Here is a 20,638-nt window from a genome sequence, read left to right on the forward strand (position 1 = left end):
CGTAAAAAAACGGGCGACCGTTGCCGGCCGCCCGTCGTTCACTGCACTGCTGCTTTTAGTTTTGGTTTTACTCCCCTGCTAGTGCTGGCTTACCACTTCCAGCCCACCCCCGCGTTCACGCCGACGTCATGACCCGTTGTCGAGACACCGGCGCCGTAACCCCAGCGGCCGTTGCCCGACAAGCCCTTGAAGTTCACCGCAACCGCGCTGTAGCCCTGGTATGAACCGAAGCCCACGCCCACCGTCTTCTCGCCGGCGTTGAGCGACGGCAGATACGTGCCGCTCATGGCCATCGCGAGTGCCGTGCCGGCGTAGGCCGTGCGCGCCACGTTGTTCACGTTGCTCTGCACGCTGCCGAGCTGCGAGACCGTTGCGGCATCGGTCGGGGCCACGCCCGCCGCGATGTTGGTGAGGCGGCGCTCCGTGCCGGCCGCGCCGAACGAGACGGTGTTGTCCTGATCGGCGACCGAGCCCTGGCCGATGGCCACCGAGTTGGCGCCCGGCGCCGAGGCGCCATAGCCTACCGCCACCGAACCGGCACCCGAGGCGCGCGAGTTCACGCCCACCGCCGTGCCGTTATGACCCGCGGCGATCGAACCCGAGCCGACTGCCACGGTGTTCGCGTTCGCCGTCGTGGCGCGGTGGCCCATGGCCGTCGAGTTGTCGCCTGTGGCGTTGGCGCTCGAGCCGTAAGCCGTTGCGCCTTCGCCGTTGGCGGTCACGCACAGACCCGAACCCGTTGCGTCCACACCGTTCACCGACGAGCAGTTCTGCGCGCTGACGTTCTGAATCGCACCGCCCGTCGCGCCACGCGTTTGCACCGTGCCGTCGTTGTTCATGCCGCCGGCCAGCGTGCCCATGAAGGCGTTGCCCGCGGCATTCGCAGCGTCGATCATCTGGACCACCGGCGCAACCGTGGTGGACAGCGAGTTCACCTGCGAGCTGACCGTCGAGAGGCCGGTCGACAGCGAGGCCACGCTCGACGAGGTCGACAGGGAGTCGATGCTCGTCGAGGTCGACGAGGACAGGCTGGCCAGGTTGCTATCGGTGGTCGAGAGACCAGTGGAGAGCGAGGACAGACCAGTGGAGGTCACGGTCGAGAGCGAGCTGAGACCCGTCGAAGCCGAAGTCGACAGCGTATCGATGCTGGTCGACAGCGAACTGATGCTGGTCGAGGACGAGGTGGCCAGATCGGCCAGTGCCGTCGACAGCGAGTCGGTGTTGCCGGTGGCGTTTGCGGTTGCCGTCGACAGGCTCACGAGGCTGCTGTTGGTCGTCCACAGACCCGTGGACAGCGAGTCGACGCCGCTCGAGAGGCTCGCGACGTTGCTGTTGGTGGTCGACAGACCCGTCGAGAGCGAGCTCAAGCCCGTCGAGGACGAAATGGACAGGCTCGTGAGGTTGCTATCCGTGGTCGAGAGACCGGTCGACAGCGAAGACAGACCCGTGGAGGTGACTGTCGAGAGCGAGCTCAGCCCCGCCGAGGCCGACGTGGACAGGCTCGCGAGGTTGCTACCGGTCGTCGAGAGACCGGTCGAGAGCGAGCTGACGCTCGTCGAGAGGCTCGAATCGCTCGTGCTCAATTGGGCAACCGTTACGGCATCTTGCGGTGCCGAGCCGTCCGCGACGTTGGTGACGCGACGCAGCTCGCCCGCGTTGCCGACCGAGACCTCGGCCACGGGTGCCGCCGTGCCGGTGGCGTAGCCGGTGCCCGTCGGAGCGGCGGCGCCGGTCGTGCTGTTGGCGCCAATCGCCACGCTGTCCGCATAGGTAGCGTTCGCGTTCGGGCCGATCGCCACGGCGTTCGTTGCGCTGGCCGTCGTGGTGCTGCCGAGCGCAAGCGCGCCGGTGCCGTTGGCGGTCGTCGTGAGACCGAGCGCGACCGCGCCGTTGCCCAGCGCCTTGTTGGCGCTGCCGAGCGCGACCGCGCCGTCGCCGGTCGCGCTCTGCGCACGGCCGATGGCCACGGCGCCGCCGGCGGCGGTCGTGCTGTTCGCGTTGGTGGCGGCCGAGCCGATCGCCACGTTCTACCCCGTCGCGCCCGCCACCGAGCTGTCGCCCTGGGCGATGCCATAGTTGCCTTGCGCCACCGCGAGATAGCCGAGCGCAACGGCCGACTGGCCCGCTGCCGTGGACTGTCCACCCAACGCGAGCGCGGCCCTTCCGCTCGCATTCGCGAGCGTGCCAATGGCGACCGTGTCCGTGGCGCTCGCGGTCGCGTACGTGCCAAACGCAAACGAGCCCTGGCCCGATGCGGTCGCGTTGATGCCGAGGGACGATGCGCCCGTACCCGAGGCAACCGCGCCCCAGCCATTCGCGTTCGAGCCGATGCCGGTCGCCTGCGAGCCGCAGCCAGTGGCGAACGAGTTCATGCCGGTCGCCAGCTCATTGCACAAGCTTTCCAGCGGCTCCCGCTCGCGGAGTCGGTCGTGCTCATCGACGTCGGCAGCGAACAGCGCCTGCCGCAACCGGTCGACGCCATCGCGCCGGGCCTCTCCATCCTCACCCAGCGCGAAGCGACGGACGCCGTCGACGTGGTCATCGAAATGGCCGGCGCGCTCGATAACGCGTGGCTCGACCTGATGGGCGCGCGTGGCCGCAAGGTGGTCTATTACTGCTGCGGGCAACCGTACGTGGGGCTCGTAGAGCCGGTCGTGTTCAACAAGCCCGTGCACACCTCGCGCCCGGACCGCTGCGACGAAATCTGGGTAGTCCCCAAGGACCGCCTGCACGTGCCGATGATGCGCACGCTGCACCGCTGCCCCGTCCACGTGGTGCCCTATGTGTGGCACGCGGGTTTCCTGCAGGCGCGCATCGCCGAACTGGCCCAGCACGGCCTGGAATACGGCTATGGAACAGAGCGCAGCCGCAGCGCTCGCGAAGCTGCCGGCGGCGCGCTGCGCGTGGCGATCTTCGAGCCGAATATCTCGGTAGTGAAGTGCTCGAGCATCCCGATGCTGGCCTGCGATGAGGCGTACCGCGCCGACCGCGCGAGCATCGCCGCGCTGCACGCGCTCAACACGCTGCACATGAAAGATCATCTGACGATGCTGCATCTGGCCAACTCGCTCGATCTCGTGCGCGAGCATCGCGCCACCTTTCATGGCCGCGACGATATCGCGGGCTTCATGAGCCAGCACACCGACGCCGTGGTCGTGCATCAATGGGACAACGACCAGAACTACAGCTATCTCGACGTGCTGTACGGCGATTACCCGCTCATTCACAACTCGCCATGGCTTGCCGGCTTCGGCGCGGGCTATTACTACCCGGGCTTCGACGCTCACGAAGGCGGCCACCAGCTGATCGCCGCCGCGCGCACGCACGACGCCGGGCTTACCGCGTACCGCGCCCGCACGCGCACCGTGTTCGACGCAGTTGATCCGTATAACGAAGCAAATCTGCGTGGCTATGCGCAGCGCCTGCAAGCGCTCGTCGAGCACGCCCCGATCCGGAGGTCCGTATGAACACGCCTGACACCAGGCAGCAAAACATGCAGCCCGCATCCTCGCAATGCCGCCGGGCTGCATCGACGCCGCACGGCCTCAAGGTTGGCGTATCGCTCTTCGTGCGCAAGGGCGAGCAGTCGCTGTGGGAAAACGGCATCTTCCAGAACTGCCTCTTTCTCGTGATGCTCCTGCGCAAGGTTCCATCGGTGGCCGAGGTTTATCTCGTGATCGGCGGCGGCGACGGCGACCTCGAAGATGCGCGCCGCTTCGTCAAGGACGCGCCTGCGCCGCTCATCGACATGGCCGAATCGGCCACGCGGCTCGACCTGATGGTCGAAATGAGCGCGCAGCTCGACCGCGCGTGGATTGCCAACTTCCGCGAGCGCGGCGGCAAGGTCGTCTCGATGCGCGTGGGCAACGACTATGTGATCGACATCGAGCGCATGATTTTCAACCTGCCGCACGCGCTGCTCATCAGCGGCGCGCCTTACGACGAGATCTGGACGCTGGCCGAGTACGAAACCACTTGCATGCCGTACTATCGCAGCGCCATGCGCGCATCGGTGCGCATCATGCCTCATCTGTGGACCCCGCTCGTGCTCGAGAAGGCCGCCGCCGCGCTGCCCGAAGGCCAGCATTTCGGCTACGAGCCGGGCCGCCGCCGCTGGCGCGCGGGCATCTTCGAGCCGAACATCTGCATGGTCAAGACCAGCCAGATTCCGATGCTGTGCTGCGAGAGCGCGCACCGCGCGAATCCCGATGCGCTCGAACACGTGTGGGTCTACAACATCTTCAAGTCCAGGGAGCATGCAGGCTTTCGCAGCTTCGCCAATAGTCTCGATATCGTGCGCCACGGGCTGGCGTCGTTCGAAGGGCGCTATCCGTTCTATCAGGTCATGGCGCGGGACGTGGATGTGGTCGCCACGCATCAATGGGAGAACCCGCAGAATTACCTGTACTACGAAGCATTGCACGGCGGCTATCCGCTCGTGCACAACTCGCATCTGATCGGCAACTGCGGCTATCGCTATCACGACTTCGACTGCGAGGAAGGCGGGCAAGCCTTGTTGCACGCACTCGCCACGCACGACAACAACCTGGATTCGTACAGGCGCGATGCGCAAGCGTTCCTCGCGACGCTGCACCCCGAGTACGCCGCCAACGTCCATGCCTACGGCGCCGCCATTGCCGCGCTGTTCGAATAGGGAGCAGCATGAGCACCGCCACGCAAAACGGCAAGAACCGAGCCAAAGACCTCAGAATCGGCGTCACGATCGGGCTGCATCAGCCCAACGAAACGCCCTGGAACAACGGCATCAAGCAGAACGCAGTGTTTCTCGCCGACACGCTGCGGCACTGCCCCGGCGTCGCGAGCGTCACGCTCGTGAACACCACCGCCGTGCCGGTGACGCGCGAACTGCCGTGGAGTCTCGATCGCTGGCCCACGCGCGCGTTCGACGAGGCGAAGGACGAACTGGACCTCATGATCGAACTGGGCGGCCAGCTGGACGGCGAACGCACCGCGTGGCTGAAGTCGCGCGGCGTGCGGCTGATCTCCTACTGCTGCGGCTTCGAGTACATCCACGCCACCGAGGGGATGCTCTTCAACAAGCCCATGTGGAACGGCAATCTGTTCGTCAACTAGCGCTACGACGACATCTGGATCATTCCGCAGGTGGCCGGCAACAGCCAGTCCTACCTCGAAGTCCTGCGCCGCACGACGGGGCGCGTCGTGCCATTCGTCTGGAGCCCGGCGTTCCTCGAGGAGCGCACCCGCGCGCGGCCTGGCGGCGGCGTGTACGCGCCACGCGACGAAGGCCGCGCGCCGGCCCGGCTCACGGTGATGGAGCCCAACATCAACGTCGTGAAGTTCTGCCTCTACCCCGCGCTGATTGCGGATCTGGCCTATCGCGCGCGCCCCGATGCCATCGAGCTGCTGCAGGTGACCAATGCGCTGAAGCTCGTGCAGGAGAACCGCGATTTCATCGCGCTGATGAACCAGCTCGAAATCGTGCGCGAGCATAAGGCGCTGTTTCTCGGCCGCCACGACATGCCGACCTTCCTCGCGCAGAACACCGACGTGGTGGTCTCCCACCAGCTGGAAAATCCGCTGAACTACTTCTATCTGGAAGTGTGCTGGCAGGGCTACCCGCTGGTGCACAACGCCACGCTGTGCCGCGAGCTCGGCTACTACTACGAGGCCAACGATGCCCATCATGGCGCACGGCAGCTCATCCGGGCCATCGACGCGCGCGGGCGCAACACCGCCGGCTGGCGCATGCAGCAGCGCCGGGAGATCGCGCGCTTCTTGCCGTTCAACGAGCGGGTCGTGAAAACGTATCAGGCATTGCTCGATGAGTTGATGGCGCGGCCGCTGCGCTAGGCTTGCGGAGCTTCAGGCTGGGTGGTCGGCGCCTTGTTCATCCACGCAGTCAGCAGCGCGGACGACACTGCGAGGATCGCCGGGCCGATGAACAGGCCCACGATGCCGAACGCAACCATGCCGCCGAGCACGCCGGAGAGGATCAGCAGCATCGAGAGGTTCACGCCGCGCCGGATCAGCACCGGACGCACGAAGTTGTCGAGCATGACGACGAAAATGGACCAGACTCCGAGCAAGATCGCCGCGAGGTGCGCGTCGTGAACGAACAGCCAGATCGCACTGCCGAACAGCGGCAGGCCCGGGCCGATCTGCGCGAGGCAAAGCATCAGCATCAAGGCGACGAGCACGCCCGCGCCCGGGACGCCCGCCACCGCGAGCCCGATGCCGCCGAGCGCCGACTGGAGCACCGCCGTCACGACGATGCCGAGCGCCACCGCGCGGATCGCCGCGCCCGCGAGACGCACCGCCTCCGCGCCATAGCGCGGGCCCACGCGCTCCGCGAAGCGCAGGATGAAGGCGGCGGCCTGCTCGCCTTGCATGTACAGCACGCCGGTGATGATCACGGTGATGAACATGTGGATCACGAACACGCCCACCGAAGCGGCGTGCCCGATGAGCCAGTGTGCCGCGATGGTGACGTAGGGCTCGAGCCGCGCGAGCAGGCCACCGGGGCCCGCGTCGGAGAGCGACTGCCATTCGCTCGCCGCCCGTGGGCCGATCATGGGCACGTCGTGAATCCAGCCAGGCGGCGGCGGCAAGGCGTACGTGGGCAGCTTGCGGATCAGATCCATGATCTCGGCGCCGTGCTCGGCGAGCGTGGAGATCGCCTGGTAGAGCGGCAGGACGATCACGACCAGCAGGATCAGCAGCATGACGAGCGTGGCAAGCCCGCGCCGATTGCCGAGACGCCGCTGGACGGCGAGCATCGCGGGCCACGTTGCAACGACGATCATGGTCGCCCAGATCAGCCCCGGAATGAACGGGCGCATGACGTACAGGGAGCCGACCGTCAACGCACAGAGAATCGCGACGACAAACAGGACGCGAGCAATATCTGGCAGGTCTTGCGACTTCACGGGCTCTCCTCGCGGCAGGCAGGCCGCATTCACTACATTGACGATTGAATCGACGAACTCGAACTTGAGCGGCGGCCCGGAGCACGGCGCCGCCGAGCCGCTAGTCTATCCCGGATGGACCATGATCCGGCGCGAAATAGCGCGCAATCGTCCTGACTGCCGATGGGGCCCGGTGGTGACCGAGGGTGCACGATAGTGCCCCCTGGTGGCCGATAATAGCCGTCCACTTCCAACGAGACCTGCCATGTCCTCATCCGACCCGAAACTGCCCTGCGTGCTCCTCACCAACGACGACGGCATCGACGCGCCCGGCCTCGCAGTGCTCGAAGCCGTCGCCGCCGAACTCGCGCACGAAGTGTGGGTGGTCGCGCCCGAGCACGACCAGAGCGGCACGTCCCATTCGATCAGCCTGCATTCGCCGCTGCGGGTGAGCCGGCGCGGCGAGCGCCGCTTCGGCGTGCTCGGCACGCCCGGCGACTGCGTGGTGATGGCGGTGCGCCACCTGATGGGCGACGTGAGGCCCACGCTCGTGCTCTCGGGCATCAACCGCGGCGCCAATCTCGGCGTGGAGACGATGTTTTCGGGCACGGTGGGCGCAGCCATGACGGGCTTGCTGCTTGGCCTGCCCTCGATCGCGCTGAGCCAGACCTTCCGCGACCGCGAGCATGTGCGCTGGGACACGGCCCGCGCGCTCGCGCCGGACGTGATCCGGCGCCTCGCGGCGATTTCGCACGAGGCGCCGGTATGTCTGAACGTGAATTTCCCCGACGTGGATGCGAGCGCGGCCGGACCGCTCACTGTCACGCGCCAGGGCGTGGGGCTCGTGCAGGGCATCGACGTGGTTCCGCAAATCGATCCGCGCGGCATTGAATATCACTGGCTGCGCTTCACGCGCGGCCCGCGCGAGAACGGGCCGGATTCGGAAACGGCCGTGGTCATCTCGGGGCGCATTTCGGTCACGCCGCTCAATTTCGATCGCACCGACGAGCGCACCTTCGCGGTGCTCAGCGAGGCGCTGGGCGCGGGCCGCTGAACCACCAGGCAAGAAGCCGCCGGGCCGTTGCGGCGGCGGCGATTCAGCTCAGTCCTGCACCAGCGCGAGCACGCGCAAGGGGCTGCCCGAGCCGGCCTGGATCTTCAGCGGCGCCGAGACGATCACCGCGCCCGTGGGCGGCAGCTGGTCGAGATTGCGCAGGCATTGCAGGCCATAGCGGTTCGAGCCGTGCATGAGCGTGTGGCACGGATACGGCACGGGCCAGGCATAGGCCTGCCCCGCGTCGGTATTGATGGTCTCGACGCCGAAGCCATGCACCTTGCGCTCGTGAATGAGCCACTCGACCGCCTCCTGAGTCGGCCCCGGCGTGTGCGCGCCGTCTTCGCGCAGGTTCAGGAACTCGGCCGGATCCGTGCGCTTCGACCAGTCCGAGCGCAGCAGGACCCATGCGCCCGCGGGAATGCGGCCGTGGCGCGCCTCCCAGGACTGCAGAAAGTCCACCGTGAGCAGCCAGTCTGGATTTGCTGCGACTTCGGCGCTCGCGTCCAGCACCACGGCCGGCGCAATGAAATTTTTCACGTCGATGGTGTCCACGGCGTTTTGTGCGTGGTCCTTGCCGGAAATCCAGTGCACCGGCGCATCGAAGTGCGTGCCGGTATGCTCGCCGCACGAAAAATTGTTCCAGTACCAGCCAGGGCCGCGCTCGTCGTACTGGCTGATCTTCTCCATCTTGAACGCCCACACCTGGCCGAATTGCGGCGGTAGTTGCAAGGCCGGGAAATCGGGCGAAAGCGTTTGCGTGAGATCGACCACGCGCACACGGCCGCTCGCCAGGTCAGTGGTCAGTTGCTCCAGACTGCTCGTCATGTTGGGCTCCTCTGCTCGTTGGACTGCCGACGTGCCCGGCTTTCACCACACCCGGCCACACACGCCAAAATTATCTTTAGGCCTAAATCAATCCAAAATCATGGTTAACCCCTTTTCCCCTTTCGGAAACAGGGAGGCGGGTGCGAGGGTCGTGGTATGTTTGCGTTCCGGCGGAGGTCGTCCACACTCCGCAGCCCGTCAATTTCCCGTATGAGCCCGTCTTCTCCCAACAGCTTTGTCGACAGTTACACGCCGGCGCTGCTCGCCCAGGTCAGCCAGCTGATCTCCGGCGAATTCCATGTGATCGTGCAGGCGGCCGGCTTCGAGGTATCTGACTGGCGCGTGCTGTCCACGCTTTCCGATGGGAAAGCCATGAGCATCGGCCGCCTGGCGCAGATTTCCGTGACGAAACAGCCGACCGTGACGCGGCTGCTCGACCGCATGGAGGCGCAAGGCTATGTCAAGCGCATCCCCAGCGAGACGGACCGGCGCGTCACGTTCGTGCGCATCACGCCGCAAGGGCAGAAGCTAGTTTCCGAACTGATCGTGCAGGCGAGGCGGCACGAAGATCAGGTGCTCGCGCCGCTCGGCGCGCAAAAGGCTGAGGAACTGAAGGCCACGCTGCGCCTGCTGATCGATCTGCATCGCCCGCCTGCCTGAGCGCCTGGCCACGCCCTGCTCAGTGTTCGCGCGCCCGCACCTCGGCTGCCGGCGCCGCGCGTCCAATCGCGTCGCGCAAATCGTCGGGAATCGGCATGGCCTTGTGCGTGTCGAGCGAGGTCGTCACGATGGTCTGCCGGGCGCTCATGCGCACGACGCCGTCGGTACCCGTGCATGCCCACGCCAGCGTGAGCGACGCATGCCCGATGCGCTCGACGTCGAGTGAGAGCCACACCTCGTCGCCCATCTTGCTGACCGCCTTGAAATCGACTTCCAGACGCACCGTGGGCAGGCCCACGCGCCGCGCACCGATCACACCGTGATAGCCCTCGGGCAGCAGCGTGTCGATCCACGACTCGATGAGGTCGTTGAACAGCACGAAGTACTGTGGGTAAAACACGATGCCGGCCGGATCGCATTCGGAAAAGTGAATCTTGTGCCGCTGTCTGAAGGTAGGCGCACTGGTTTTCATCGCAATCAAGGTTTCCCGGATAACGCCGCGATTATGCCAGCGCATGCCGCGCAAGCGCGGCACGCAGCTTGTGGCCGTGCTCGTCGGCGAGTGCCGCGTCGCGAAGCTCGCGCAAGGTCGCGGGCGCGAGCCGCGCCCCCGCTTGCACGACCGCCCCCATCAGCGTCTGGTAGTTCGCGAGCCCGCGGGCATGGGTGTCGCTGTAGCCCTTCACGAGACGCTGGCATTGCGCGACCTCGACGGCCAACGCCGGATTGTGCTGCGCGGACTGCGCAATCTGCTGCAGCCACGCCTCGATGCGCGCGGTCTCCAGTTCGTAGCGCAGCGTGCGGCGGCGCATGCCGCGCAGGCGCGCGACCGCGTGGAGCATCAGATAGCCGCGCAGCGAGCTGGTCTTGATCACGCGTCCCGCTTTCGTGTGTCGCTCGACGAGCCGATGAACGGCGTGAGGCCTCGCGAGCCAGCGGCCGATTCCAGCGGGCAGGGTCTCGCAGATTTCCTCGATGCGCGGATGCATGAACTCGTTGATCGCGAGCAGCTGGTCCGGCTGCGCGCGCACCTCGCCGCGCACGCGCTCGAAACGCGAGGCGCGCGTCTTGAGGTCGGCCACGCGGATCGTATCCTCGTACGACATCCATAGCGCAAGATAGCGCGCCGTCTCGCGCAGCAAGTTGACCGGCGCATCGGCCACCTTGCCGCGCAGTTTCGCGAGCCGGTCGAGATACAGCGCCGCATAATCGGGATCCTGATAATCGATCAGCCTGCGCACGCCCTCGATGGCGAACGGCTGGACCTCGGCTGGCAACTCCGTGCGCACACGCTCGAGCAAGCGGGCCACTGCCGGGTCGCGCGGCGCCGGCGCGGGTTGCTGCGCATTCGGCTGCGCGCCTTCCTGCGTGGCGGCTTGCGCTGTGTCCTGTGCGTTGTCCCGTGACTCGTCCTGCGCTTCGTCCATGCCCGCGCGTGCATGGCCCAGATCGAAAGCACGCAGGCTGGGCTTCACGCCCACGCCGCCGCGCTCGATGGTTTCCTCGAACTGGCGGCGGCTGAACGGCAGCACGCCGGTGCCCGCGAGCGCGCCGAACAGCACCGCGCTGATCACGCTGCCGCTCGCTTCGGCCGCCTGCGCCATGTCGAAGCGCACGAAGCGCTTCGCGGCCTGGCCCGCGTGAGCGATCAGCGCGCGGTCGTCCACGCGGCCATCGCCCATGGCGGTTTTCTCGGCGATCGAATACACGCGGTGCGTCGAGGCCACGAGCGTCGTGCGCTCCGGCGTCACGAGCCCGCGTTGCACCGCGCGGCCTGCTTCCATCAACTCCGAAGCGAGCACCACGTCGACGTCGCCGGGCAGCGGCATCAGGGCGAGAATGGGCGCGCGCGCTTCGGTCTCGTCGCGCGCGAACAGCTCGACGTAATAAATGGTCGCCCCCGTGCGCTGCGCGACGCCCGGCACCGAGGTGGTCTGCGCGTAGTAGCCGTTGTGCTCGCCCAGGTCGACGATCCAGTCGGCCAGCACGCCGCCGCCCTCGCCGCCCATGGCGAGAATCGCGATCTTGATCGGTTGTGCTTGAGTCATGATCTCTCCTCGCGCTCAGAAGGCATAACGCGCACGGCGGCGCGCTTCACGGCGCTGCAGCCAGCCGATCGCGGCGTTGCGCACGCGCTGGCGCAGCTTGTCCATTTTCGAAGGATTGCTGATGATTTGCGCGCGGTAGAACGACGGGCACAGCACGGCCGCGTGCGAAACCTCGCCGCATAAACCGCACCCCACGCAACTGTCGAGCACGCTTGCCACCGGATCGGTGCGCAGCGGATCGGGGTTGGGCTTGATCGATAGCGACGGGCATCCCGAGAGGCGGATACACGAGTGATCGCCCGTGCAGGTATCCGAATCGACGCCAAAGCGCTCGCGCACCACGCGCTCGCCGGCGGCAATCGCCTTGCGCTGCTTCGGCTTTTCGCGGCGCTGCTTGTTCAGCATGCATTCGCTCTGCGCGATCAGCACCTTGGGGCCTTTCTCGCCCGTGGTGAGCGCTTCCCTGAGCGTCGCCATCATCGTCTTGAGGTCGTAGGTGCGGCGCACGGCCTTCACCCACTTCACGCCCACGCCGCGCACCGCCTGCTCGATTTCGTGGCCCGTACTGCGCGTGGGGTTGAGCGCCGTCGACGAAAGAATGTCCTGGCCGCCCGTGGCCGACGTATAGCTGTTGTCGACGACGATCGTGAGGTTGTCGCTCTTGTTGAAGACCGCGTTGGCAATGCCGCTCGTGAGGCCGTTGTGCCAGAAGCCGCCGTCACCCATCACCGAAATGGCGCGCTTGTCCGCGCTCGCATTGAGCGCCGACGCGCTCGCGCTGCCGAGCCCATAGCCCATGGTGGTCGCGCCCAGATTGAAGGGCGGCAGGATCGAGAACAGGTGACAGCCGATGTCGGCGCTCACGTGGTGCGGACCCAACTCGCGCTCGACGAGCTTCATCGCCGTGAAGATAGGGCGTTCGGGGCAGCCCGTGCAAAAGCCGGGCGGGCGCGCGTGCACGCTGGCGTCGAGCGCGGGCACGGTTTCCTCGGCGGGCACGGCCTTCACCGGAATCACCTTGCGCGGCGCCGCTAGCGGTTCGAGCACGCCATAGCGCTCGAAGAACGCGCGCAGCCCCTTCATTACCGTGGCCGTGTTGTATTCGCCGGCGAGCGGCAACATGTCCTTGCCATGCAGCGCGGCGCCCACGCCGCGTTGGCGCAGGATCGCGCTCGCGTTCTGCTCGACGAAGTTCGGCTGCCCTTCCTCGATCACGAGCACTGCGCGCTTGCCCGCGCAGAATCGTTCCCACTCCGAATCGATGAGCGGGTATGCCACGTTCATCACATAAAGCGGAATGGCCGATTCGCCGTAGACATCGGCGAGACCCAGCCGTTCGAGCGCGCGCAGCACCGTGTTGTAGCTGCCGCCCTGCACCGCGATGCCGATATCGCGCGCGTCGGCCGAGAAAAATTCGTTGAGTTGTCGCTCTTCGATGAATTGCACGGCGGCCGGCCAGCGCTCGTGAATCTTCTCGCGCTCGTGCAGAAAGCTCGCGGGCGGCAGCACGATGCGCTCGACATCGCGAACCGGATGCTCGAGCGCGTCCTTGATCGTGAAAGCCGAGCGGCGGTTATCGGACGCCACGAACTGGCCGTGCACATGGCACGCGCGAATGCGCAGTTGCAGCATGACGGGCGTGTGGCTCGCCTCCGAAAGGTCGAAGCCGTCCTTCACCGCCTGCACGATCGAGGGTAGATTGGGGCGCGGATCGAGCAGCCAGATTTGCGACTTCATCGCGAATGCGTGGCTGCGCTCCTGCATGATAGAGGAACCTTCGCCGTAGTCTTCGCCGACGATGATGAGCGCCCCGCCCGTCACGCCGCCCGAGGCGAGATTCGCCAGCGCGTCGGACGCGACGTTGGTGCCCACCGTGGCCTTGAAGGTCACCGCGCCGCGCAGCGGATAGTTGACGGAGGCGGCCAGCGACGCCGCGGCGGTGGCCTCGCTCGCGCTGTTCTCGAAGCGGATGCCATGATCGCCGAGGATGTCCTGCGCGTCCGCGAGCACGTCCATCAGGTGCGAAATCGGCGCGCCCTGGTAGCCGGCCACATAGGCCACGCCCGATTCGAGCAGCGCCTTCGTCACGGCAAGAATGCCTTCGCCGCTGAACACCTCACCTGCGCCGAGACGCAGTTTCTTCACTTCCTCGACAAACGACCGCTCCGCCATGACCGCCCCCTTCGTTGATCGCCCTCTGCCGCCGCGCACATTCGTGCCGCGTGCCGGGTCATTGTAATTTAGATATAAATATTTCCAAAATCATGGATAACCCGGCAAAGCGGCACCCGACGGCACGCCGCTGCATAAGAAAGGGTACGACCGCCTGAGGTGCATTTTCATGCAGCCGGCACTATTTTGCCGGCTGCATGAGCCAAGCGGCGCTCAAGCGGCGATCAGATCACCAGCCGCGAGACCTTCACGCCTTCGAGCGAGACACCGGCCATCAAGCCGGCGTTGGTCAGCACGAACGCCTCGACTGGACTGGTTGCCGTCGAGGTGTCGACATTGCCGTTCGCCCCCACGGTGACGAGCGCAACCGTGGCGTCGGCGCCTGCCGACCAGCCCTGGCTGTTAACGAAATCGTTGAGCGCGCCCTGGTTCATGAACGCAAAGACGATGGCCTTGGATTGCGCACCGATCTGCAGGCCGAACGAGCCTCCCAGCGTGCTGTAGTAGCCGTCGGTGCGCCCGTTCACGCGCAGCGCGCCGGTGCCGTATTGCGCGCCGAACCAGAACCCCGCCGAGATCACGCTCGGGAACACGAGCACGCCGCTCGCCTTCGCAAGCAGCTCGCGCGACCCGGCCACGGTGCCGTAGAGGCGCGCGAGCGTGGCGTCCACGCCCGCATCGATGGAGCTGCGGCGCGCTGCGTTCTGGCTGGCGCTGTCTCCCGAACCCAGCGGGGTTGTCGTGCAGCCGGCGAGAGCGAAACCGCTTGCGGCAAGCGCGGCACTGGAGCCGAGAAGAAATTGACGTCGGCGCATGAAGTATTCCTGTCTGAACGGTTCTACGAAAAAGCGCGTGCGCAAATGCTGCGCGACGCGCCACGAGACAGCGTGCGAGGCCGCCTGCCTCTCCTGGCGGTATAGGACAATGCGCCGCGCATCGAGTTCGCATCCTCCCTTCGAAAGATCACGGCGCCGCTGCTCGCAGGCCTGTAATGTCGCAACGCAACATCATTGTCCTTCGGCCGTGTGACATCACTCGGCGGCCTTCGGCGCTGTCAGTCCGTTTCTCGAAATCGTCCGATTTTCTCTGTCAGCCTGAGTCGATACAGTCGAGACATGACGCGATCAACGCCACACCCGGCACCCAGCCATCTCGAATCAGATACCACCATGTCCGCCGCTCCCCACCTTCATTGGAACCGTTGCGCCGCGTCGTGGATCTCGCGCGCTTGCGAATGGGCGAGCGACATCGGGATCTATCTCCTGCCGTTCTTCTATGTGGCCTTCTTCGCCTTGCTGTTTCTGCTCTGGCACGAGCCCGCCTCCACCTTCTGGCTGATGGCAGCGTGCGGCGCGCTCGGTTGGGCGATGGCAGCAGGCGCCATCATGTTTTGCCTCGCCAACACGAGGCCTCGGCGCGCCTTTGTGGCTCGCCACATAGAATCCCCGCCCCCCAGGCAGCCGCGCTTGCGCCACGTGCCACTGCAGTTCGCGCAAATGCCCACGCGCTCATGCAGTCAGGCTTGCTCCACGACGTCGGGCGGTGACGCGCGTTTCTCGGTCGCCTGCTTCCACTCGCGCTGCCAGGTCGCCAACAGCGACGATGCGCATGGCATCGGCAGCGAGCGCCTGCAAGCCCGGCACTGATCCTGTCGCGAGCCATGCACGCGCCGGGCACAGCCCCGCAACATTCAAACGCCCTGAGAGGACATATTCCGACGCAAAACCCAGAGACACCCTACAATAATTCAGATAAACCACTGACATACAATGAGATAAGCATCATGCATCGCCGCGGGATCCATAGCGCTGCTGCCATGCACTTTCTCCACACTGCGAATCCAGGCAATACGCTCACGCTCATGACGAACGCGACACAAGAACTGCGGATCGTGGTGGCCGACGACCACCCGGTCGTGCTCACCGCCGTCACCGACTACCTGGACCAGATACCCGGACACAAGGTCGTGGCGACCGCCGGGTCAGGCGCCGAGCTTCTCGATACATTGCGCAGCACCCCTTGCGATCTCATCGTCACGGACTTCTCGATGCAGGGCGAGATCGAGGACGAAGACGGGCTGCGTCTCATCAGCCGCTTGCGCCGGCTCTATCCGGACATTCCTCTCGTCGTGTTCACGATGCTCACCAACGGCGGCATTCTGCACGAACTCGCCGAGCTGGGCGTGGCCGGCCTCGTTGGCAAGGACGAACCGATCCCCACGCTCGCACAAGTCTGCCAGCGCGCGCTCGTCGAGCCCGGCACGACGCTCTCCGCGCGCATAGCCGAGCGGCTCGCCACGGAAGGCTCGACCGCCGACGAATTCCGCCGCACCAACCCGCTTTCGCCGCGCGAACTCGAAGTCGTGCGCCTGTTTGCGCTCGGCCTGAGCGTCACCGAAATCTCCAGGCGCCTGAGCCGCTCGGTCACGACCGTCGCCACTCAGAAGCGCGCGGCCATGCGCAAACTTCACCTCGAATCGAATGCCGATCTGATCCGCTACGCGAGCGAAAACGGATTCGCATAATGGAACGGCGCATCGGCTCGGTGGTTTCGCCCCTCGATGCGCTCAGGGCGCTCGAGCGCAACCTGAAGCGCGAGCGGCGCGTCTTCGCCATGCTGATCGCGATGCTCGCATTCGCCGGGCTCGTTGCGGCAATCGTCACGGCGCTCAGCATTGGCGCGGCGTCGCTCTCGAGCCAGGCCGCTCAACTGCGCGCCGTCACGGCGCAAACGAACGAGCTGGTGGCGCAGCGCTATTCCCTCCTGTCGAGCTTGCGCTTGCTGTTCACGCTCCAGGAGGCCGGGATGTTCACGCCGCAGCCCGTAACCGAAGCGCCACCGCGCTGCACGCCGGTCTTTGGCGCGGGCGAGTCGGCGCCGGCCCTGCGTACGTTCTGCGAGCGTGCCGCGCAAATGGCTTCGCGCATCGACGAGAATGCGCCGATGCTGATCGTGCTCCTCGACGGCAGCGCCGCCTGGAGTCACCAGCTCGCGCCCCAGCCGCACAGTGCGCAGAACGGGGCCGAGGCATTGCGCAACGGCGAGGATGACGCGCGCGTGCTGGTGGACGCGGCGCTGCTGCGCATGAGCGCACGCGGCACCGACCCGAAGGATCCGCGGACCTGGCGCGAAGTGACCTGGTTCCGCCCGCCTGCCGGGCTCGGCTTCGCGCCTCGGCTCGTGCTGGCGGCGGGCACCGTTCTCAAGGATAACGAACCTTATGCGCTGGTGATAACTAGCATCGATCTCGACGAGCTGCCGAAAGCGCAAGCGCCGGACGGATCGACTATCGAGCCGACCCTGTTCGACGGCGACGGCACGTTGCTGGCCAGCACGCTGTCCGCGCCCGCCGCGCAATACGTCGACCGGGTGGTCGCGACCTTGCCCGTCGAGCGCTTTCATCTGCTGCCGCGTTTCGGCTGGGCGCTGCGCGAGCAGCCGCTCGAATACGGGTTTGGCCATTACACGCTCGCGCTGTCCTGGGGCGCCGAGCTCGCGCGGATCCGCATGCCGCTCGTCATTATCCTGCTGATGACGGCGGCGCTGCTCGCGCTGCTCGTGGCACTCTCGCGCTACTGGAACCGGCACGTGCTCGAGCGCACCTATGGCGAAGCCACGCGCGCGCTCGAAGGCGAACTGCTCAACCACCTGCTCGTGCATGCCACGCCAGTGGGCCTGTGCATCGTGCGGCAGCGCGACTTCGAAATCGTGATCGCGAACCAGATTGTGCGCAACGTGCTCGGCCTCGACGAGCACGCCACGCGGCTGCCCGCCGCGCTGTGTGTCGAGTTCGAGAAACATATGCCCCATGCGCCATCGACGGCCGGCGACACGCCCATCTACGTCCTGCCGTTCTCGCTCGTGCGCGAAGACGGCGACAGCGTGCATCTGGAGATCACGTACGCGCCAGCTTCCATGAACCGCGAGGACGTCATGTTCTGCGCCTTCGCCGACATGTCGAAGCACCACGAGGCCGAGCGCCTGCTGCGCGAAGCGAAGCGCACGAGCGACGAAGCCGCGCGCGGCAAAGTGAGCTTCTTCGCGGCAATGAGCCACGAAATCCGCACGCCGCTTGCCTCGCTCGTCGGCAACATCGAGCTGGTGGCGCGCGGGCCGCTCGCGCCCGAGCAGGAAGCGCGCGTGCAGGCCATGCAGGTCTCCTCCTCGGAGCTGCTGCAGATCGTGAGCGACGTGCTCGACTTCTCGAAGATCGACGTCGGTGCGATGACGCTTTCTGAGGAACCCGAATCAATCGCCGCGCTGCTCGTGCGCATCGCGCTCACCCATGCGCCACTTGCCGCGCGCTCGCAGCTGCCGTTCTATCTCGTGGTGGACCGCGCGATTCCCGCGCGGCTCTATTTTGACTCCGTGCGGCTCGCGCAGATCGTCAATAACCTCTTGAGCAATGCGTTCAAGTTCACGCATTCGGGCAAGGTCGTGCTGCGCGCGAACTGGCGCGGCGACGCGCTCGAAATCAGCGTGGCCGACTCGGGCGTGGGCATGCCCGAGTCCCTCAAGGCGCGCCTGTTCCAGCCGTTCACGCAAGGCGACGAGCACCGGCTCACCGAGGCGCGCGGCACCGGCCTCGGCTTGTCGATCTGCGGACGCCTCGCGAAACTCATGCGCGGGCGCTGCGAAGTGGAAAGCACGCTAGGCGTGGGCACGCGCGTCATCGTCACGCTGCCGCTGCGTGTGAGCGACGCGACCCCCGCCGGAAAGGAATGGACCTTGCCCGAAGTGCATCCGGCCATGCTGTGCCGTGCGCCCGAGAACCACGAATGGCTCACGAATCTCTTCGACCCCAAGGTCAGCGCGCCCACCTGGCTGAGCGCGAGCGAGCCGCCGCCGCGCGAAGGCGCATGGGACTATCTGCTGGTGACGGGCGAGTATTCGGCCGACGATGTGCAACGCCTGTGGGGCAGCATGGCCGACGTTATTTGGCTGAGCCAGGACGGGCCGCTCGTGCCGCTTGCCCGCGAAGACGGCGGCGTGGAAGTGAGCCTGTACAGTCTTGCGGGCATTCGCACCGCCACGCAAATGCTGCGCGCCCGGTCCGATGCGGCGGGGCATGGAGGGAACCAGGCGGCGCCCGCTGTGGGGGCTGTGGGGGCTGTGGGGGCTGTGGGGGCTGTGGGGGCTGTGGGGGCTGTGGGGACTGTGGGGACTGCGGGCGCCGCCGCTTCACAAGCGCTGCAAAACAGCGAATTCCGGCGGCTGAACGTGCTGATCGCGGAAGACAATCTGCTCAACCGCAGTCTCCTGCGCGATCAGCTGCGCACGCTGGGGGCGAACGTGACCGAAGCGAAGGACGGCGAAGAAGCGCTCGCGCGGCTCGATGACGTGCATGTCGACGTGGTGCTCACCGATCTCAACATGCCGAAGATGAATGGCTATGAGTTGCTGCAGGCCGCGCGCGCGAAGCGCGCGGCGCTGCCCGTCTACGCGGTGAGCGGCAATGCGCTGCCCGAACAAATCGCACAAGGCCGCCTGTCCGGCTTCACCGATTATCTGAGCAAGCCGGTGCCGCTCGCGGCGCTCGCGCGCGTGCTCGCCGACGTCGCCGAGCATCTGCCGGACACGGCGCAAGATGCCATCGTTCCTCCCGCACCGGTTCAGCCCGAAAAAAACCACCAGAACACCATAAGCGATATGAGCGACCTGAGTGATGCGATCGACGATGAAGCGGACTTGCCGCGCTTTCCTGTCTTGTCGTCTGCGCTCGCGCCGCTCTTCGTCGAGCAAGCCGATCACGATATCGCCGACTATGCGCGGATTGCGGCCACGCACGATTTCCAGCGCCTGCGCGACTGGGCGCATCGCGTCTCGGGCGGCCTCGCCGTGCTGGGACCGTCGATGCTCAACGAAGCCTGTCTGGAATTGCGCGCGACGCTGCGCGAAGCCGGCCAGTGGACCGACGAGGTCAGCGCTTTTTCGGAGGAGGTGGTGGCCGAACTGGAGGCGCTGCGCGAGCAGGCCGCGATGCGAGATTCAGCGTGAATCCGCGTGATTGGCCTGACATGGACCAAACCCGCCGCGCTGCGGGTTCAAACGTGCTTCTGAAGAAACGCGGGGGGTGTGGGCTGCGCCTGCGCGGGGCAATCGCCTTGCAGATTGCGCACGCACCACTGGCGCAGCACGCTTGCCTCCAGCGGGCAGCCGATGGGGCTGTGCGGCGTTGCATGCGTGCGCGCTTCGAGACGCAGCGCATACCCGTCGGGCAATTCGATGCCGCAACGGGGCGTCCGCACGCCGATCTCGCGCGGGTGCGGTGCAGCGTTCAGCGCCGCGGCGTCATCAGGACGAGGCGCGCGCACGCCGCAAGGTTCGGCGGTGCGGGCCATCCATCTCAGGCTGGGCGCCTGGCGCGTTGAAAAGACGGGCATGATCGTTCGCCGCGCAAAAGGCGGCGCCATAAGCGTTACAGACAGCGACCATGGTCGCTCACTGCCTCGATGCGAGCCATAGAACGCCTTCGAAAACGCCGCATCGGCCCGATTTCCGCACTCGATACGCCACGGCTTATGACCATCTTCAGCGTGCCGTCGGGGGCCCGCAATGCGCGCGCGTCGTGGTAGACTGCGCCGCGCATTTCGTTCGCTCCGTCATGAATCCACGCAAGCACAAACTATTGACCACATGGCTTGGCCTCGTCGCCATGTGGCTCATCGTGCTCGCGCCGCTCGTGAGTCAGCTGGTTGCCGCGCACTACGCGCACGTGCCTGACGCCGCGCTCTGCTCGGCGATCCAGCCGGCTTCCGGCGAGCCGCATCTTTCGCATGCCGATGCATTCGGCGCGTGCGGATACTGCGATCTGCTCGAACATCATGTCGCGATGCCGGGTGTTCCTTTGCCCGAGCCGTCGCGCGCACTCGTGGCGACGCTCGATCGCGTCGCGCCGCTCTCCACCCGCCACACGCCGTTCGGCGCCTTCCCTTCAGGCAGGCCGCGCGATCCCCCGTTCGTTTCCTGAGCCCAGCCGTCACCGGCCA

General features: G+C 66.3%; 17 protein-coding genes and 1 pseudogene. 9 read left to right on the plus strand and 9 right to left on the minus strand.

Features of this window, described 5'->3' with window-relative positions:
* Positions 1 to 89 precede the first annotated feature (89 nt).
* Together P5W99_RS21750 and P5W99_RS21755 are read right to left on the minus strand one after the other, a co-directional pair.
* Complete coding sequence (locus tag P5W99_RS21750) at positions 90 to 2,024, minus strand: YadA family autotransporter adhesin (protein ID WP_421025473.1); 1,935 nt, start codon at positions 2,022 to 2,024, stop codon at positions 90 to 92.
* Positions 2,025 to 2,027: 3 nt separating this feature from the next.
* Complete coding sequence (locus P5W99_RS21755) at positions 2,028 to 2,372, minus strand: hypothetical protein (protein ID WP_421025474.1); 345 nt, start codon at positions 2,370 to 2,372, stop codon at positions 2,028 to 2,030.
* A gap of 57 nt (positions 2,373 to 2,429) precedes the next feature.
* On the opposite strand from P5W99_RS21755, the gene P5W99_RS21760 reads away from it, so the two are divergent.
* The 3 genes and pseudogenes from P5W99_RS21760 to P5W99_RS21770 all read left to right on the plus strand — a co-directional run bounded on the left by P5W99_RS21760 (position 2,430) and on the right by P5W99_RS21770 (position 5,832).
* Positions 2,430 to 3,467 carry a DUF2827 family protein gene (locus P5W99_RS21760; RefSeq protein ID WP_421025475.1) on the plus strand — a complete coding sequence of 346 codons (1,038 nt, stop codon included), beginning with the start codon at positions 2,430 to 2,432 and terminating at the stop codon, positions 3,465 to 3,467.
* Between the two features lie 26 nt (positions 3,468 to 3,493).
* A complete protein-coding gene (locus P5W99_RS21765; protein ID WP_421027005.1) occupies positions 3,494 to 4,654 on the plus strand; it encodes a DUF2827 domain-containing protein in 1,161 nt (386 codons plus the stop codon).
* An 8-nt stretch (positions 4,655 to 4,662) separates the two neighbouring features.
* Positions 4,663 to 5,832 (plus strand): annotated as a pseudogene (locus P5W99_RS21770) (DUF2827 domain-containing protein).
* Here P5W99_RS21770 and ydiK read toward each other — a convergent pair.
* Positions 5,829 to 6,908 carry an AI-2E family transporter YdiK gene (gene ydiK, locus P5W99_RS21775; RefSeq protein ID WP_421046095.1) on the minus strand — a complete coding sequence of 360 codons (1,080 nt, stop codon included), beginning with the start codon at positions 6,906 to 6,908 and terminating at the stop codon, positions 5,829 to 5,831. The pseudogene P5W99_RS21770 and the gene ydiK sit on opposite strands and share 4 nt — an antisense overlap.
* 244 nt (positions 6,909 to 7,152) lie before the next feature.
* On the opposite strand from ydiK, the gene surE reads away from it, so the two are divergent.
* Complete coding sequence (gene surE / locus P5W99_RS21780) at positions 7,153 to 7,941, plus strand: 5'/3'-nucleotidase SurE (protein WP_421025477.1); 789 nt, start codon at positions 7,153 to 7,155, stop codon at positions 7,939 to 7,941.
* A 48-nt stretch (positions 7,942 to 7,989) separates the two neighbouring features.
* Here the strand turns inward: surE and P5W99_RS21785 are convergent, their stop codons facing one another.
* Complete coding sequence (locus P5W99_RS21785) at positions 7,990 to 8,769, minus strand: cyclase family protein (RefSeq protein WP_434662900.1); 780 nt, start codon at positions 8,767 to 8,769, stop codon at positions 7,990 to 7,992.
* Between the two features lie 210 nt (positions 8,770 to 8,979).
* Between P5W99_RS21785 and P5W99_RS21790 the strand changes: the two genes are divergently transcribed.
* Positions 8,980 to 9,429, plus strand: a complete 450-nt coding sequence (locus P5W99_RS21790) for a MarR family winged helix-turn-helix transcriptional regulator (RefSeq protein ID WP_421025479.1) — start codon at positions 8,980 to 8,982, stop codon at positions 9,427 to 9,429.
* 19 nt (positions 9,430 to 9,448) lie between these two features.
* Here the strand turns inward: P5W99_RS21790 and P5W99_RS21795 are convergent, their stop codons facing one another.
* The 4 genes from P5W99_RS21795 to P5W99_RS21810 form a co-directional block, all read right to left on the minus strand.
* Positions 9,449 to 9,901 carry an acyl-CoA thioesterase gene (locus tag P5W99_RS21795; protein WP_421025480.1) on the minus strand — a complete coding sequence of 151 codons (453 nt, stop codon included), beginning with the start codon at positions 9,899 to 9,901 and terminating at the stop codon, positions 9,449 to 9,451.
* Positions 9,902 to 9,932: 31 nt separating this feature from the next.
* Positions 9,933 to 11,477, minus strand: coding sequence for an indolepyruvate oxidoreductase subunit beta family protein (locus P5W99_RS21800; RefSeq protein ID WP_421025481.1), 1,545 nt, complete (start codon positions 11,475 to 11,477; stop codon positions 9,933 to 9,935).
* Between the two features lie 15 nt (positions 11,478 to 11,492).
* The gene (locus P5W99_RS21805; protein ID WP_421025482.1) at positions 11,493 to 13,649 is read right to left on the minus strand and encodes a thiamine pyrophosphate-dependent enzyme; all 2,157 of its coding nucleotides are present in this window, start codon (positions 13,647 to 13,649) and stop codon (positions 11,493 to 11,495) included.
* Between the two features lie 224 nt (positions 13,650 to 13,873).
* On the minus strand, positions 13,874 to 14,464 hold the full coding sequence (locus tag P5W99_RS21810; protein ID WP_421025483.1) for a BPSL1445 family SYLF domain-containing lipoprotein: 591 nt from the start codon (positions 14,462 to 14,464) through the stop codon (positions 13,874 to 13,876).
* 354 nt (positions 14,465 to 14,818) lie between these two features.
* Here P5W99_RS21810 and P5W99_RS21815 point away from each other — a divergent pair, with 354 nt between their 5' ends.
* The 3 genes from P5W99_RS21815 to P5W99_RS21825 all read left to right on the plus strand — a co-directional run bounded on the left by P5W99_RS21815 (position 14,819) and on the right by P5W99_RS21825 (position 19,646).
* Positions 14,819 to 15,295: a hypothetical protein gene (locus tag P5W99_RS21815; RefSeq protein WP_421025484.1), complete on the plus strand. Its 477-nt coding sequence runs from the start codon at positions 14,819 to 14,821 to the stop codon at positions 15,293 to 15,295.
* A 215-nt stretch (positions 15,296 to 15,510) separates the two neighbouring features.
* Entirely contained in the window at positions 15,511 to 16,173 is a 663-nt protein-coding gene (locus P5W99_RS21820; protein WP_421027006.1) for a response regulator, read from the plus strand.
* A complete protein-coding gene (locus tag P5W99_RS21825; RefSeq protein WP_434662903.1) occupies positions 16,173 to 19,646 on the plus strand; it encodes an ATP-binding protein in 3,474 nt (1,157 codons plus the stop codon). Before P5W99_RS21820 ends, P5W99_RS21825 begins: the two co-directional genes overlap by 1 nt.
* 47 nt (positions 19,647 to 19,693) lie before the next feature.
* Here P5W99_RS21825 and P5W99_RS21830 read toward each other — a convergent pair whose 3' ends face one another.
* The gene (locus tag P5W99_RS21830) at positions 19,694 to 20,032 is read right to left on the minus strand and encodes a hypothetical protein (RefSeq protein ID WP_434662905.1); all 339 of its coding nucleotides are present in this window, start codon (positions 20,030 to 20,032) and stop codon (positions 19,694 to 19,696) included.
* A 245-nt stretch (positions 20,033 to 20,277) separates the two neighbouring features.
* Here P5W99_RS21830 and P5W99_RS21835 point away from each other — a divergent pair, with 245 nt between their 5' ends.
* Complete coding sequence (locus P5W99_RS21835) at positions 20,278 to 20,619, plus strand: DUF2946 domain-containing protein (RefSeq protein ID WP_421025487.1); 342 nt, start codon at positions 20,278 to 20,280, stop codon at positions 20,617 to 20,619.
* The last annotated feature ends 19 nt before the right edge of the window (positions 20,620 to 20,638 follow it).

Source organism: Paraburkholderia sp. A3BS-1L, assembly GCF_051125215.1.
Lineage (GTDB): Bacteria > Pseudomonadota > Gammaproteobacteria > Burkholderiales > Burkholderiaceae > Paraburkholderia.

Excerpts from the sequence above, each read along its gene's own strand:
- P5W99_RS21755 (WP_421025474.1), bottom strand. The coding sequence starts at position 2,372 with ATGAACTCGTTCGCCACTGGCTGCGGCTCGCAGGCGACCGGCATCGGC.
- P5W99_RS21765 (WP_421027005.1), top strand. The coding sequence starts at position 3,494 with ATGCAGCCCGCATCCTCGCAATGCCGCCGGGCTGCATCGACGCCGCAC.
- surE (WP_421025477.1), top strand. The coding sequence starts at position 7,153 with ATGTCCTCATCCGACCCGAAACTGCCCTGCGTGCTCCTCACCAACGAC.
- P5W99_RS21785 (WP_434662900.1), bottom strand. The coding sequence starts at position 8,769 with ATGACGAGCAGTCTGGAGCAACTGACCACTGACCTGGCGAGCGGCCGT.
- P5W99_RS21790 (WP_421025479.1), top strand. The coding sequence starts at position 8,980 with ATGAGCCCGTCTTCTCCCAACAGCTTTGTCGACAGTTACACGCCGGCG.
- P5W99_RS21795 (WP_421025480.1), bottom strand. The coding sequence starts at position 9,901 with ATGAAAACCAGTGCGCCTACCTTCAGACAGCGGCACAAGATTCACTTT.
- P5W99_RS21800 (WP_421025481.1), bottom strand. The coding sequence starts at position 11,477 with ATGACTCAAGCACAACCGATCAAGATCGCGATTCTCGCCATGGGCGGC.
- P5W99_RS21805 (WP_421025482.1), bottom strand. The coding sequence starts at position 13,649 with ATGGCGGAGCGGTCGTTTGTCGAGGAAGTGAAGAAACTGCGTCTCGGC.
- P5W99_RS21810 (WP_421025483.1), bottom strand. The coding sequence starts at position 14,464 with ATGCGCCGACGTCAATTTCTTCTCGGCTCCAGTGCCGCGCTTGCCGCA.
- P5W99_RS21815 (WP_421025484.1), top strand. The coding sequence starts at position 14,819 with ATGTCCGCCGCTCCCCACCTTCATTGGAACCGTTGCGCCGCGTCGTGG.
- P5W99_RS21820 (WP_421027006.1), top strand. The coding sequence starts at position 15,511 with ATGACGAACGCGACACAAGAACTGCGGATCGTGGTGGCCGACGACCAC.
- P5W99_RS21825 (WP_434662903.1), top strand. The coding sequence starts at position 16,173 with ATGGAACGGCGCATCGGCTCGGTGGTTTCGCCCCTCGATGCGCTCAGG.
- P5W99_RS21830 (WP_434662905.1), bottom strand. The coding sequence starts at position 20,032 with ATGCCCGTCTTTTCAACGCGCCAGGCGCCCAGCCTGAGATGGATGGCC.